This window comes from Pseudomonas sp. F-14 TE3623 (assembly GCF_053629015.1).
In genome coordinates this window covers 5,498,641-5,511,300 of sequence record NZ_JBRJHM010000001.1, presented here as the reverse complement: position 1 = coordinate 5,511,300, position 12,660 = coordinate 5,498,641, and the positions used below count along the sequence as shown (strand labels likewise).

General features: G+C 60.7%; 15 protein-coding genes. 5 read left to right on the top strand and 10 right to left on the bottom strand.

Annotated features, from left to right (window positions below):
- Nucleotides 1-85: 85 nt before the first annotated feature.
- The 5 genes from AB7M29_RS25650 to AB7M29_RS25630 all read left to right on the top strand — a co-directional run bounded on the left by AB7M29_RS25650 (nt 86) and on the right by AB7M29_RS25630 (nt 4,654).
- The gene (locus AB7M29_RS25650; protein ID WP_030132275.1) at nt 86-766 is read left to right on the top strand and encodes a response regulator; all 681 of its coding nucleotides are present in this window, start codon (nt 86-88) and stop codon (nt 764-766) included.
- Entirely contained in the window at nt 763-2,091 is a 1,329-nt protein-coding gene (locus AB7M29_RS25645) for an ATP-binding protein (RefSeq protein ID WP_454248278.1), read from the top strand. The genes AB7M29_RS25650 and AB7M29_RS25645 overlap by 4 nt, the downstream gene beginning before the upstream one ends.
- A 212-nt stretch (nt 2,092-2,303) precedes the next feature.
- The gene (locus AB7M29_RS25640; RefSeq protein ID WP_454248277.1) at nt 2,304-2,789 is read left to right on the top strand and encodes a GNAT family N-acetyltransferase; all 486 of its coding nucleotides are present in this window, start codon (nt 2,304-2,306) and stop codon (nt 2,787-2,789) included.
- Between the two features lie 143 nt (nt 2,790-2,932).
- On the top strand, nt 2,933-4,345 hold the full coding sequence (locus tag AB7M29_RS25635; protein WP_217858736.1) for an aspartate aminotransferase family protein: 1,413 nt from the start codon (nt 2,933-2,935) through the stop codon (nt 4,343-4,345).
- A gap of 81 nt (nt 4,346-4,426) precedes the next feature.
- On the top strand, nt 4,427-4,654 hold the full coding sequence (locus AB7M29_RS25630; protein ID WP_007934245.1) for an MbtH family protein: 228 nt from the start codon (nt 4,427-4,429) through the stop codon (nt 4,652-4,654).
- 204 nt (nt 4,655-4,858) lie between these two features.
- Here the strand turns inward: AB7M29_RS25630 and AB7M29_RS25625 are convergent, their stop codons facing one another.
- The 10 genes from AB7M29_RS25625 to soxR all read right to left on the bottom strand — a co-directional run bounded on the left by AB7M29_RS25625 (nt 4,859) and on the right by soxR (nt 12,660).
- Nucleotides 4,859-5,776 (bottom strand): metal ABC transporter substrate-binding protein, encoded by a 918-nt coding sequence (locus AB7M29_RS25625; RefSeq protein WP_454248276.1) that lies wholly within the window; start codon nt 5,774-5,776, stop codon nt 4,859-4,861.
- Nucleotides 5,777-6,676, bottom strand: coding sequence for a metal ABC transporter permease (locus AB7M29_RS25620; protein ID WP_007906536.1), 900 nt, complete (start codon nt 6,674-6,676; stop codon nt 5,777-5,779). It lies immediately after the preceding gene.
- Nucleotides 6,676-7,524: a metal ABC transporter ATP-binding protein gene (locus AB7M29_RS25615; RefSeq protein ID WP_454248275.1), complete on the bottom strand. Its 849-nt coding sequence runs from the start codon at nt 7,522-7,524 to the stop codon at nt 6,676-6,678. Before AB7M29_RS25615 ends, AB7M29_RS25620 begins: the two co-directional genes overlap by 1 nt.
- Entirely contained in the window at nt 7,521-8,450 is a 930-nt protein-coding gene (locus AB7M29_RS25610; protein ID WP_217858739.1) for a metal ABC transporter substrate-binding protein, read from the bottom strand. The genes AB7M29_RS25615 and AB7M29_RS25610 overlap by 4 nt, the downstream gene beginning before the upstream one ends.
- A 35-nt stretch (nt 8,451-8,485) precedes the next feature.
- Nucleotides 8,486-9,061, bottom strand: a complete 576-nt coding sequence (locus AB7M29_RS25605; RefSeq protein ID WP_217858740.1) for a DUF6162 family protein — start codon at nt 9,059-9,061, stop codon at nt 8,486-8,488.
- 8 nt (nt 9,062-9,069) lie between these two features.
- Nucleotides 9,070-9,399 carry a hypothetical protein gene (locus AB7M29_RS25600; protein WP_217858742.1) on the bottom strand — a complete coding sequence of 110 codons (330 nt, stop codon included), beginning with the start codon at nt 9,397-9,399 and terminating at the stop codon, nt 9,070-9,072.
- Nucleotides 9,396-9,938 carry a thiamine pyrophosphate-binding protein gene (locus AB7M29_RS25595; RefSeq protein WP_454248274.1) on the bottom strand — a complete coding sequence of 181 codons (543 nt, stop codon included), beginning with the start codon at nt 9,936-9,938 and terminating at the stop codon, nt 9,396-9,398. The genes AB7M29_RS25600 and AB7M29_RS25595 overlap by 4 nt, the downstream gene beginning before the upstream one ends.
- Nucleotides 9,935-11,140 (bottom strand): PepSY-associated TM helix domain-containing protein, encoded by a 1,206-nt coding sequence (locus AB7M29_RS25590; protein WP_454248273.1) that lies wholly within the window; start codon nt 11,138-11,140, stop codon nt 9,935-9,937. Before AB7M29_RS25590 ends, AB7M29_RS25595 begins: the two co-directional genes overlap by 4 nt.
- A gap of 328 nt (nt 11,141-11,468) precedes the next feature.
- Nucleotides 11,469-11,927 carry a VOC family protein gene (locus AB7M29_RS25585; protein ID WP_217858746.1) on the bottom strand — a complete coding sequence of 153 codons (459 nt, stop codon included), beginning with the start codon at nt 11,925-11,927 and terminating at the stop codon, nt 11,469-11,471.
- A 265-nt stretch (nt 11,928-12,192) separates the two neighbouring features.
- Entirely contained in the window at nt 12,193-12,660 is a 468-nt protein-coding gene (gene soxR, locus AB7M29_RS25580; RefSeq protein ID WP_454248272.1) for a redox-sensitive transcriptional activator SoxR, read from the bottom strand.

The following is a 12,660-nucleotide window of genomic DNA, read 5'->3' as shown; positions in this document are numbered from 1 at the left end:
ACTCGCCTTGTGACAATGGCACTTGCGGCATAATGTCCGCTTAATCGGCTACCGGCCTAATCACCTTTTTTCTACGGGGCTCACCATGCACGTACTGGTTTGTGAAGACGATGAGCTGATCGCCAGCGGCATTGTTGCCGGGTTGACCGCTCAAGGCCTGACCGTCGAGCACGTCGCCACCGCATCAAAGGCCCGGGCGATGCTCAAAGTCGCGGAGTTCGACGTCATGGTGCTCGATCTCGGCCTGCCCGATGAAGATGGCCTGAAGCTGTTGCAGCAGTTGCGTCACCATGGCCTGGAAATCCCGGTGCTGATCCTCACCGCGCGGGATTCGGTCACCGACCGGGTCGACGGCCTGCAAGCCGGTGCCGACGACTACTTGCTCAAACCGTTCGACCTGCGCGAACTTGCCGCGCGCTTGCACACCTTGTTGCGACGAGTGGCGGGGCGCAGCGTCAACCTGATTGAACACGGTCGTTTGACCTACGACCCGAGCAGCCGCGAAACCCTGCTCGGCGGCCAATCGGTGGATCTGTCACGCCGTGAGCAATCGCTGTTGCAAGCCTTGCTGCACAATCGCGGTCGGGTATTGTCCACCGAGCAACTGAAGGACAGCGTCTACGGTTTCAACGACGAACTGGAAAGCAACGCCCTTAACGTCCATATCCATCACCTGCGGCGCAAACTCGGCAATGGCATTGTCGAGACGGTGCGTGGCTTGGGCTATCGCCTGGGGCCGGCCGATGGCGGAGAGCAATCGAAGTGATGAGCCTGCGTTTGCGGCTGAGCCTGACCCTTGGCGCCGCGTTTGCGCTGATCTGGGCCCTGGCCGCCGCCTGGATGCTCAGTGATCTGCGCAACCAGATGATGTTTTCCCTCGACCAGCGACTGGTGGCGTCGGCTCGGATGGTGGCCGGGCTGCTGGAGCAACTGCCGGCGTTGCCGAGCAAGGGCGAGGGGACCCATTTCAGCGCTGAACAGCTGAGCATTCCTGGCGGCATGGCCTGCCAGGTCAGCTCGTTGCGCGGCGAAATCCTGGCCCGCAGCCACAGCAGTCCCGAACAAACCCTGGAAGCCGAAAAAATGGGCTTCCACGATCAAATGATCGACGGCGCACCCTGGCGCAGCTTCACCCTGGCGCGCGGTGATGTGCGCATTACCACCGCCGACCGGCAGATCGAGCGCGAAGCACTGAACATGTCCATTCTGCTGGCGGCCTCGGTGCCGGTCGGCGTGGCGCTTCTTGGCTGCCTGTGTCTGCTGTGGCTTGGCATCGGTCAGGGGCTGGCACCGCTCAATCGTATGCGCGATGCGTTGATGCGGCGCAGCGCCGATTCCCTGGAACCGTTGCAGATCCAGCCGCTGCCCAGCGAACTGCAACCGCTGCTGGAAACCCAGAATCAGCTGTTTCAGCGCATCGGCAAGACCATCGAGCGCGAACGGCGCCTGACCGGTGATGCCGCGCATGAATTGCGCAGCCCGCTGACTGCCATCAAAACTCACCTGCAAGTGGCGCGCATGACCGAAGGCAATGCCCGGGATCAATCCCTGGCGCGGGCAGAAGAGGGGGCTGACCGGCTGCATCGCACGCTTGAACAATTGCTGCTGCTGGCGCGCGTCGAGGGCAGTCTGTCGTTCGACGATGGCGTGCAATGCAGCGCCGAACAGGTGGCGAAGCTGGCGATTCAGGATGCGGCCAGCGGTGATCGTCAGCGGATCAAATTTCAGTTGCCGGCCACATTCTCCGAGGCGCCGCTGCAAATGCCCGCGGTGCTGTCGATCGCCGCATTGCGCAACTTGCTCGACAACGCCCTGCGCCATACCCCTGACGATGGGGCAGTGGAGCTGAGCCTGGAAACCACTGGCAATCGTGTGAGATTTTTGGTCCGCGACCACGGCCCGGGGATTGCCGAAGATGACCTGCAACACCTGACCCAACGCTTCTGGCGCAACGGCCAGAGCACCGGTTGCGGCCTCGGTCTGGCGATTGTCCAGGCCATCGTCCAGCGCTGCGGCTGCACCCTGCATTTCGACAGCCGGCCGGATGGTTTGCGGGTTGAATTGACGATGCCGTTGCAGCCCATCCAATAAACGACACAAATCCAGTGTGGGAGCGGGCTTGCTCGCGAAAGCGGTGGCACATCCAGAAATGATGTGACTGATAGTCCGCCTTCGCGAGCAAGCCCGCTCCCACATTTATTCTGTGTTGCACACCAAATGTAACGTCTCTCCATTAGCCACCCGGCCCCCACAGCGCTATCGTCCCCGGCAGCTTTGACTCAATGGATTGAGGTAACAGCGCCATGGATGCATCGATACACATCTGCAAGGCAACGCCTGCCGACGCCGGGATCATCAGCCGGATCGTCGAGCGCTCGATTCGCGTCGGCTGCGCGCTCGACCACCGCAACGATCCGCGAACCGTCGCCACCTGGACTCACAACAAAACCATCGAACACGTGCAACCCTGGCTGGCCGACCCGCGGTTGTACCTGAACATCGCCCTATTGCAGGACAAACCGATCGGCGTCGCCATGGCGGCGATCAGTGGCAAGGTCGCGTTTTGTTACGTGCAGCCGGAATGGTTTCGGCGAGGCGCCGGACAAGCGCTGGTGCACGATCTCGAAACCTGGTTGATCGCTCAGGGTTTGCCTCAGGCGCGGCTCTACAGCACCCGTACCGGCGAGGCGTTTTACCACCGTCTGGGTTACCGGGCTTGCGCTGAAACCTTCACCGTGGCGGGACTCCACGCCATTCCCATGCACAAGGCGCTGTCGCCACCTTCATAGAAAGCTGATAGGGGGTCTAAATCCTTGCGGTCCTGATGCGTTTCCAGAACAGGAAAACCTGCAAGTGCGCCCCGTGACCGGAACGCGCACCTGCCCGGTGTGCAGTTTTGGTCACTATCAACAGCGTATTGAGGGATCGAGAGATGTCAGTCGCTACCAGCCTTATCGAAGATCAGCCGGCCCGGATCGTCTCGACGCCTGCCGAGACGCTTTATCAGTTCAACGAATCGCCGCTGCTGGCCCGTCAGAGCCAGCAGGAATCGAATGCTCGCAGCTACCCGCGGCGTATTCCCCTGGCACTCAAACGTGCCAAGGGCATTTATGTCGAGGACGTCGAAGGCCGCAGTTTCATCGATTGCCTGGCGGGTGCGGGGACCTTGGCCCTGGGGCACAACCATCCAGTGGTGATCGAAGCGATCCAGCAAGTGCTGACCGATGAACTGCCGCTGCACACACTCGACCTGACCACGCCGGTGAAGGATCAGTTTGTTCAGGACCTGTTCGGTCTGTTGCCGCCGGCATTGGCCGCTGAAGCGAAGATTCAGTTCTGTGGCCCCACCGGGACCGATGCGGTGGAAGCCGCGCTGAAACTGGTGCGCACCGCCACCGGGCGCAGCACCGTGTTGTCGTTCCAGGGCGGTTACCACGGCATGAGCCAGGGCGCGCTGAGCTTGATGGGCAGTCTGGGGCCGAAAAAACCGTTGGGTGCGTTGCTCAGCAGTGGCGTGCAGTTCATGCCGTATCCCTACGATTACCGTTGCCCGTTCGGGCTTGGCGGCGCGCAGGGGGTGCAGGTCAACCTGAATTACCTGGAAAACCTGCTGAATGATCCCGAGGCCGGCGTGCAATTGCCCGCTGCGGTGATCGTCGAAGCGGTGCAGGGCGAGGGCGGGGTGATTCCGGCCGATCTCGACTGGCTGCGCGGCTTGCGACGCATCACCGAGAAGGCCGGCGTGGCGCTGATCGTCGATGAAATCCAGAGCGGTTTTGCCCGCACCGGCAAGATGTTCGCCTTCGAGCACGCCGGGATCATTCCGGACGTGGTAGTTCTGTCCAAAGCCATTGGCGGCAGCCTGCCCTTGGCGGTGGTGGTCTATCGCGACTGGCTCGACACCTGGCTGCCGGGCGCCCATGCCGGGACCTTCCGTGGTAATCAGATGGCGATGGCCGCAGGCTCTGCGGTAATGCGCTACCTGACAGAGCACAAGGTGTGCGAGCACGCCGCCGCCATGGGCGAACGCTTGAGTGAACACCTGCACATCCTGCAACGGGATTTCCCGCAACTGGGCGATATTCGCGGACGCGGCTTGATGCTGGGCGTTGAACTGGTCGACCCGACCGGCGCGCCGGATGCTCAAGGCCATCCGCCGATATTCGGTCATCTGGCGCCGCTGGTGCAGCGCGAATGCCTCAAGCGTGGGTTGATCCTTGAGCTGGGCGGGCGTCACGGCGGTGTCGTGCGTTTCCTGCCGCCGCTGGTGATCACTGCCGCAGAAATCGATCGGGTGGCCGACATTTTCGGCAGGGCCATGGCCGCAGCCATCGCCAGTCTCTAAATTTTTTGGTGCCTTGAACGTTCCTTCTACATAACGGCTGCGCACGCCGCGCAGCCCACCCTACAGCGATGGAGAGACAGCATGACGTCAGTATTCGACCGCGAGGACATCCTCTTTCAGGTCGTGGTCAACCACGAAGAGCAATACTCGATCTGGCCCGACTACAAAGCCGTGCCACAAGGCTGGCGCACCGTGGGCAAGAGTGGCCTGAAAAAGGAATGCCTGGCCTACATCGAAGAGGTCTGGACAGACATGCGTCCACTCAGCCTGCGCCAGAAAATGGAAGAACAGGCGGCCGTGGCTCACTGAGTCACCGCCCAAAAAGAAGCCCGCTGAACCGGTGACGGTCAGCGGGCTTTTTCAGGTCTGGAATTTGTGTTGCTTGTCAGGCCGCCTTCGCGAGCAAGCCCGCTCCCACATTTGAATTTGTGTCGATCACAATATCTGCGCCCGCATCGGTTAAATGTGGGAGCGGGCTTGCTCGCGAAGAACGATTACACGGTCTAACTGACGTTACACCCCGCTCAACCCCTTGATCACGCTATCCACATTCCCTTCCAATTCAGCCACCGGATCTTCCGCATCGACACTCAACACCACCAACCGGCTGCCGGCCTCGGCAATCACCGCTTTCACCGGCTCCGACGGCTGGCGATGATGCAACACCACCGCCACATCATTGACCTTGAGCGTCGCACCCAGTTGCTTGAGCGCCTGCGGTGTCCACTCGGCATCCGGTCGTGCATCAAGGCCAATCAGCTCCAGGTTGAGGCCGCCGATCAGGTAGCCGAAATGATCGCTCAGGCTCATCACACTCAGATTGTCAGCATCGGCCAAGCGTGACTCACTGTCAGCGCTGAGCTTGAGCAGACGCTGTTTGAGCGCTGCCAGGTTGGCATCGATTTTCGGCTTGGCCGCTGGCGCCAGGCGCACCAGGTCTGCCGCCATCACATCCGCCATGCGCCCCATATTGTTGCTGGCCAGCCAAGGCTGACTGTTCAAACCGTCGACCTTGTTGCCAGGCTGCACGGCGATGCCGGGCAAGGCGCCGTCCACCGGGCGGGCGGCGTCGATTTCAATGATGCGGATATTGCTGCGCCGTGAGATCGGGTACAGCGGGTCATCCGCCCACAGTGACCGCAGACCAATCACCGCATCGGCGTCGGTCGACAGTTTGGCCAGCGCCGGGGCACCACGCCCTGTGAAGTAAGCTGTTTGCCGGCTGCCGGGGAGGTTCGCTGGCGCCGCACGTTCAAGGTTGACGTCGGTGCCTTGGAGCAGGACTTCGCCCAGGCCGTAGGTGATGGGCAGGGAGGCGAGTACGCGCAACGGTTTGGCGCTGTCAGCCGCCAGCAGCGGTGTGGTGACCAGCCCACACAGGGGCAATGTGAAGGTCAATGCCAAGGTCAATTGACGCAGAGAAAAAGACATTTATCCGAGGTTCCCTTTCAGACTTGGGACGATGCCGCGAGCGATGGCGGCCAGGGCGAAGGCGATACCGGCCACCAAAATGATCGCGGCACCGGACGGGATAGGCAGGTCAAAGACAATCGGCGCGAGAATTCCGCATAGCGTGCTCACCGTGGCGATCAGCACCGAACACCAGAAGAACCCCTTCAGCGACTGGCTGAGCAAACGTGCGGCCGCCGCTGGAATCACCAACAGTGCGCCGACCAGAATCGCCCCGATGACTTTCACCGCCGCCACCGTGATCAGGGTCACCAGAATTACGAACAGGTAATCCAGAGTCTTCACCGCCACACCACGCACCGCCGCCAGTTGTGGATTGAAACTGGCGAGCATGATGCGGTTGTACAGCGGCAGGGCCAGCGCCATCACCAGCGAACCAACGATGGCCAACACCAGTAGGTCATTGCCGTTGACCGTGAGCACTGAACCGAACAGCACGTTTTCCAGAATGTGCACGTTGATTTTGCCGGCCAGGATCAGCAGCAGGCTCGCACCCAGCGCCAACGATACGGAGAGAAACACACCGATCAACGTATCCGGCGCCAGCCCCGTGCGGTTACGCAGGTAGTTGAGCAAAATGCCAAACAGCAGGCAGTAACCGAACAGGCTGCCATATGGCCCGGTGTAGGGTTCACCGAGCAGAATGCCGATGGCCACACCGGTCAGCGCCGCGTGGCCCACTGCTTCGGAGAAAAACGCGAAGCGCTTGACCACCACCAGCGTACCCAAACCGCCCAACACCGGGCCGATCAACAGCCCGGCGAGCAGGGCATTGACCACAAATCCATAGGCCAGCGCTTCCGGCAGGTAACCCGATGAGGCCCAACCCTGGACCATCAAACGAAAGGCTTCGTAACTCATCAGGCAGCGCTCCGGGGATGGGTCGAGAACAAGGTCAGCAGTCGTTCCGGGGTCAGTGCCTGTTTCGGCGTGGCATCGAACAGTACCCGGCGATTGAGCCCGGTGACCCGGTCCGCCAGTCGCCCGACCGCTTCCAGATCATGCTCGATCCACAGCACGGTGATGCCGCTCTGGCGCCAGTCGCCCAGCAACCGTTCAAACACCTGAATGCCGGCCTCATCGAGGGCCGACATCGGTTCGTCGAGCACCAGCAACTGTGGCGCCGGAATTAGCCCTTGGGCCAACAAAACGCGCTGGCGCTCACCGCCGGAGAGGGCGCCCATGCGCCGCTTGCGCTTGTCCTGCATGCCGACCCGTTCCAGTGCTTCGCCGATGGTTGCCACGTAATGTTTGCTCAACCCGAGGAACGCCGGGCGCCGCTGGCACATGGCGGCCATAAAGTCGTCGACGGTCATCGGTAAACCGCGATCGAATTCCAGCGCCTGAGGCACGTAGCCGATGGTCCCCGGTTCGCCAGGCCATTGCAGGCTCAAGCGCCCCTGATGCGGCATTTGCCCGAGTAGGGTTTTGATCAGCGAACTCTTGCCGCCACCGTTAGGGCCGACCAGTGCGTGCACGCTGCCGGGCCGGACTTGAAAGGTCACCTTGTCGAGGATCGTCGTGCGACCCAGCGTGAGACTGACCTCGGCGAAATCCAGCGTAGGCCCCGAAACCTGTGGGAGCGGGCCTGCTCGCGAATGCGGTGTGTCATTTAACGATGATGTTGACTGACTGGACGCCTTCGCGAGCAGGCTCGCTCCCACAGGGGATTCGGGGGTGGTCGGGCTGATGGTTTCTTTAGCCGTCATGCGCCGGACTCCTGAATTGCCCGAACCACGGTATTGAGGTTGCCGGTCATTTCTTTTTCGTACTTGTCGGCGGTGTATTCGCCATAGGATATGTGCGACAGCGGGTACAGCTTCACCCCGGATTCACGCTGGATGGTCTCGACGTAAGTAGACGGGAAATCCATCTCCGAGAAGATCACTTTCACGTCCAGTTCCCGCAGTTGATCGATGGTCTTTTTCAGCTGGCTGGGGCTCGGTTCGATACCGTGGGCCGGCTCGACCACGGCGGTCACTTCCAGGCCAAACTCGCGCAGCAAATAGTCGTAGGCGGCATGCACCGTGGCTACGCGCAACTCGGCGTTTGGCGCCTGGGTCAGTTTTGCCAGCGCGTCGGCTCGCATCTGCCGCAAGCGCTTGCCGTAGGCGCGGGCGTTCTGGGTGTAGGTTTTGGCGTTGGTCGGGTCAAGCTTGCCCAGTTCCCGGGCGATGTTATTGACCTGGGCAATGGAGGCGCTGATCGACAAAAACGTGTGCGGATTGACCACCTTGCCGGCACCCCGGGCAGCAACACCGGTGGCGGCCAGCAGGGGCACGTTTTCGTTGGCTTCGATCACCTTGATGTTCGGGGTTTCGCTGGCGGCGATCATGCGGTCGGCGAAGTCGTCATGGCCCACGCCGTTAAGCACGACCACGTCCAGCCCGCTGATGCGCTTGATGTCTTCGGCCCGCGGCTCGTAGGCATGCGGATTGAAACCGGCCGGGATCAGCGGCACCACTTCGGCTTTGTCACCGACGATGTTGGCCACGTAACTGTAATAAGGGTGCAGGGTGATGCCGATGCGCAGGCGCTTGGCTTCGTCGGCACTGGCCAAAGGTGTCAGCAAACAGGCAAACAGGCCGACTAGCAAGAGGCGAAAAAAGCAATGACATTGAGATGAACTAGGCATGGGAAAGCGGTCTTCTCTCGGGTGAAGGCGAGGGTTCAATGCCGATGCTGGCGGGTGACGCCGGCATCGAATTGCGCGACGATCTGCTGCCAGCCGGCGCCGTTGAGCGCAGCGTCGGTGAGATCGTGCGGAGCGGGGAGGGCACTGCCGCGGTTGAGCCAGATGTCTGGCGCGGAGTCGTCTTCAGCGGTCAAACGCATCAAAAACGAGCCGGCGACGGTTGGGGTCTGGCTCTGGCCGAAGTACGCCTTGGCGTCCAGTAACTGCCAGGCATGGCCGCCGCGGCTGACAGAGCTGGCGTCCTGGGCAAACGGCGCAAAGCCTTCATCGGCGAGGGTGGCGGGTGTGGGCAGTGCTTGCTGTTCCTGACGCAACAGATGAATTTCATCCAGCGTGACCCGCAGGTCGGCGTAAATACCTTGCTCGGATGCGCTCAGATCACGGCGGGCATCCAGTTGATGGCTGCCAACGCTGCTCACTTCCTGAGCCTCGCCACGCCAGGCTACCACCGAGCCGGCAACCGCCAGGATCATCAGGCACAACAGCAACACATAGAGGGTTTCATGGCCGGCACCGGCCGGGCGAACAACTTGGGTGGTGGGCGACGTCATGCTCACGTTCAGGGCGCCTCGATGTCGGCTTGGTCGATCTCGACGACATGGCCGGGACCGGCGTCGAACAGCACGTAGAACTCGGCGCCAGGCTTCTTGAACGTCAGGGTCGAATCGGCGCCGAGCTTGCCCGGCACCAGAATGGTTTCGTCGTAGCCGATCACGTCAAGGGTCACTCCCGGTGCGCCGCTGCCGTCGGAAAAACCGCCGGTGCATTGAATTTGTTCGGCGTCGATGGCTTTGCATTCGCACATCGGGTTATGGGCCAGGGCGCTGGTGCTGAAGGCGGCGCAGAGCACCAGTAAAACGGCGTGCAGAGGGCGAAAAGCGTTGATCATGGTTTGCCTCCTTGTTTGTTCAGCCATGCGAGGGTGGCCGGGGATGCCTGGCTCAGGGGGATGGACGCTTGGTGCATGGCACCGTCCCAGCCTTCCATGGTGATCCACAGTTCGGCGTCGGTTTTGGTCTTTTCAGGCACCGGCACCCCGGCGCCCATGCGGTACGGTGTGCCGAAGAAAATCACCCCGGCGGCGCGCAAGCTGCGTGGTTTGCCAATGCGCAGGTAAGTTGCCTTGACCTGATCGCGACAGCTGTCGCAGAGCGCCGCGTTGAAGTACTTGATGGGGCCGGCCGGGCCGTCGGATACGGGGCCTTCGTTGCGAAATTCGGCCAGGCGCAAGCTCCAGGGGCCGACCTGAACTTCACCGATCTCCCGCTGACCCAGACCGGTGTCACCGCGAAACAGCGCCGCGTCGGCGAAGTACTTGGGCATGAATCCCAGTGGCACCATCAACAGCAGCACGTTGATGTGGAAGCGCCATATGTGCCAGAAATGGCTTAGCGGCGAGCGCGGTTTTTCTGCTGTGACGTGGTTCATCGGCTGACCTCCGTGGCTTCGCGGTTCATGGCCGGCTGACTGGCCACCACCGTCCGTGGACGCTTATTGCTGCGCTTGAGGGCATTGGCCGTGGCCAGGGCGGTGCGTTTGGTCCAGATCAACAGGCCGCTGAGAACCATCATGCTCAGGATCAGGCCGAAGAAGAACCAGATCAGTTTGATCCAGATACCGCCGAAATCGCCGGTGTGCAGCGGTCGCATGGATTCGGTCACCAGCTCCAGACCCGAACGGTCTGACAGCAGGCGCGTGGCGGCGATGTCACCGGTATAAGGGTTGACCTCGGCGCTCTGGAATATCAATGGGTACCAACTGCGTCCGCTCACAGAAAGGTGGCTATAGGCATTGGCGGGCAGGCTGACAGAGCTGTCTTCCAGACCGGGAATGCGCTCCTTGGCCTCGTGGATCGCACGCTCCAGACTAATCATCGGTGCCGGTGCGCCATCGATGGTGAGCGGTACGCTCTCGCGCGCAACGACGGGTGCGACCGGTGCAGTGGAAATCGAAATCTGGTTATCGTACAGAGCCGCTTTGATCAGGAACCAGACACTGGTGATCGATATCACCGCGATGAACCAGATCGACCAGATACCGCTGAGTCGGTGAAAGTCGCCCCAGAAAATCCGCGCGCCATGACGAAAGCGCAGGGTCGGTCGCAAGAAGCCTTTCCAGAACCGTTTGTAGACCACCAGCCCGGTCACCAGCGAAGCCAGCATCGGCAGCCCGAGGAAAGACACCAGATACCAGCCCCAGCTGTAGCCGTTGGTGAATGGGACCAGCCACCAGCCATGCAGTGCACGGGTAAAGGCCTTGAAATTGAACTGCGGGGCAGTGCCCTGGATGACGCCACTGTAAGGATTGACGTAGACCGTCACCGAGCGTCCGTCCGGATAGCTGACTTCCACGTCCAGGGCGAAGTGCGACTCGTCAGGGCGGCTGATGCGCTCGACCAGCGTCTGTGGTTCGGCTTTTTTGATGGCGGCGATGATCTCGTCATAGCTGAGGAGCGGCGCATCGTCCGAAGGCGGACTGGCACGCATTTGCGGGTTGGCGAGCCAGACGATCTCCTGACTGACCACCGCCAGCGTGCCGGTCACACAGACGATCAATACAAAGAACCAGATGGGCAGCGCCAGCCAGCTATGGACCAGAAACCAGAGTTTTGAGCGGGATTTCTTCGACATGATTAAAGGTCTTGTTTCGATGAGAGGACCGCTGCTGTGAGCTTGCCAGCGTGCGGTCCGTGAAAAGTCCGGTCGTGGCTTTTGCCTACGCGACCGACTGCATCTAAATAAGACGTATGAGCATCCGAAATCCCGAAAGGGGATATGAAAGTAAATGTTTCGTGTTTCTGCCTTGGGTGGGAGCGGGCTGATAGTCAACATTGATGGTGGATGTGATGACCTCTTCGCGAGCAAGCCCGCTCCCACATTTGACCGCATTCTTCAGATAGAACTCGGTCGAATGTGTGCGGGCTTGCTCGCGAAGGGGCTCGAACATTCACTGAAAAACTCAACCCTGCTTAAACATCTCCTTCGCCCGCTGTTCAATCTGTTCCTGAGTCAGATCCTCTTTGTGCGTGGCCAGAAACCACAAATGCCCGTAGGGATCCTTCAAAGTCCCCGAACGGTCGCCATAAAACTGATCCTTGACCTCGGACACCTGCGTGGCACCGGCATCGATGGCCTGTTTAAAGGACTTGTCCACATCGTTCACATACAGATGCAGCCCCACGGACGACGACTTGTCCGGGTTGCTCAATGGGCCCTGGTCACATGGCGTGCCAAGCATGATCGGGCAGTCACCGATACGCAGTTCTGCGTGACCGATGCCGCCGTCGGGCATTGACAGGCGCATGACTTCGGTGGCGCCAAAGGCTTTCTTGTAGAAGTCGATGGCTTCGGCAGCTTTCTGAATGCCCAGATAAGGGGTGATGCTGTGATAACCCTCTGGAATAGGTTTTACGCTCATGACGGTTCTCCTTTTATTATGGGGTTAAGGTGTTCCTTCGCCGATTTCCGGTCGAATAACTATAGGTCAGCCCCTTTCCCGCAACCGAGTGCCCGACGAGCAGCAGTGCCACTGTTCAGCTATCAATCGTGCTTTTAAATCCTCATCGACTGACAGGACGCCTTCGCGAGCAAGCCCGCTCCCACAGGAAATCTCCACTGATTACAAAATTTGCATTCGACGCCGATCAAATGTGGGAGCGGGCTTGCTCGCGAAGGCCGCGCCGCTATTTCCGATCAACCCCCGACTCAAGCAGCTGCGCCCCCGGCCCTTGCTCACCCAACACATCACCAAAGTTACGCAGCGGACACGCCTCCATGGACAAACATCCACACCCGATGCACCCATTGAGCTTGTCCCGCAGCAGGGTCAGTTGATTGATCCGCTCATCCAGATCCCGACTCCACTGCGCCGACAACACTTTCCAGTCCGCCGCCGTCGGTGCACGGTTATCCGGCAGGGACTTCAGGGCCTCGCCAATCTCCGCCAGCGGAATCCCCAAACGCTGGGCCACTTTGATCAGCGCCACCCGGCGCAACACTTCCCGCGGATAACGCCGCTGGTTGCCCTGATTGCGATTGCTTTTGATCAGGCCTTTGGACTCATAAAAGTGCAGCGCCGTGATCGCCACACCACTGCGGGCGGCCACTTGGCCGACGGTCAGCTCTTTATGCAGGTTTTGCGAGGTGATCAT

Excerpts from the sequence above, each read along its gene's own strand:
- AB7M29_RS25650 (WP_030132275.1), top strand. The coding sequence starts at position 86 with ATGCACGTACTGGTTTGTGAAGACGATGAGCTGATCGCCAGCGGCATT.
- AB7M29_RS25640 (WP_454248277.1), top strand. The coding sequence starts at position 2,304 with ATGGATGCATCGATACACATCTGCAAGGCAACGCCTGCCGACGCCGGG.
- AB7M29_RS25635 (WP_217858736.1), top strand. The coding sequence starts at position 2,933 with ATGTCAGTCGCTACCAGCCTTATCGAAGATCAGCCGGCCCGGATCGTC.
- AB7M29_RS25630 (WP_007934245.1), top strand. The coding sequence starts at position 4,427 with ATGACGTCAGTATTCGACCGCGAGGACATCCTCTTTCAGGTCGTGGTC.
- AB7M29_RS25625 (WP_454248276.1), bottom strand. The coding sequence starts at position 5,776 with ATGTCTTTTTCTCTGCGTCAATTGACCTTGGCATTGACCTTCACATTG.
- AB7M29_RS25620 (WP_007906536.1), bottom strand. The coding sequence starts at position 6,676 with ATGAGTTACGAAGCCTTTCGTTTGATGGTCCAGGGTTGGGCCTCATCG.
- AB7M29_RS25615 (WP_454248275.1), bottom strand. The coding sequence starts at position 7,524 with ATGACGGCTAAAGAAACCATCAGCCCGACCACCCCCGAATCCCCTGTG.
- AB7M29_RS25610 (WP_217858739.1), bottom strand. The coding sequence starts at position 8,450 with ATGCCTAGTTCATCTCAATGTCATTGCTTTTTTCGCCTCTTGCTAGTC.
- AB7M29_RS25605 (WP_217858740.1), bottom strand. The coding sequence starts at position 9,061 with ATGACGTCGCCCACCACCCAAGTTGTTCGCCCGGCCGGTGCCGGCCAT.
- AB7M29_RS25600 (WP_217858742.1), bottom strand. The coding sequence starts at position 9,399 with ATGATCAACGCTTTTCGCCCTCTGCACGCCGTTTTACTGGTGCTCTGC.
- AB7M29_RS25595 (WP_454248274.1), bottom strand. The coding sequence starts at position 9,938 with ATGAACCACGTCACAGCAGAAAAACCGCGCTCGCCGCTAAGCCATTTC.
- AB7M29_RS25590 (WP_454248273.1), bottom strand. The coding sequence starts at position 11,140 with ATGTCGAAGAAATCCCGCTCAAAACTCTGGTTTCTGGTCCATAGCTGG.
- AB7M29_RS25585 (WP_217858746.1), bottom strand. The coding sequence starts at position 11,927 with ATGAGCGTAAAACCTATTCCAGAGGGTTATCACAGCATCACCCCTTAT.
- soxR (WP_454248272.1), bottom strand. The coding sequence starts at position 12,660 with ATGATCACCTCGCAAAACCTGCATAAAGAGCTGACCGTCGGCCAAGTG.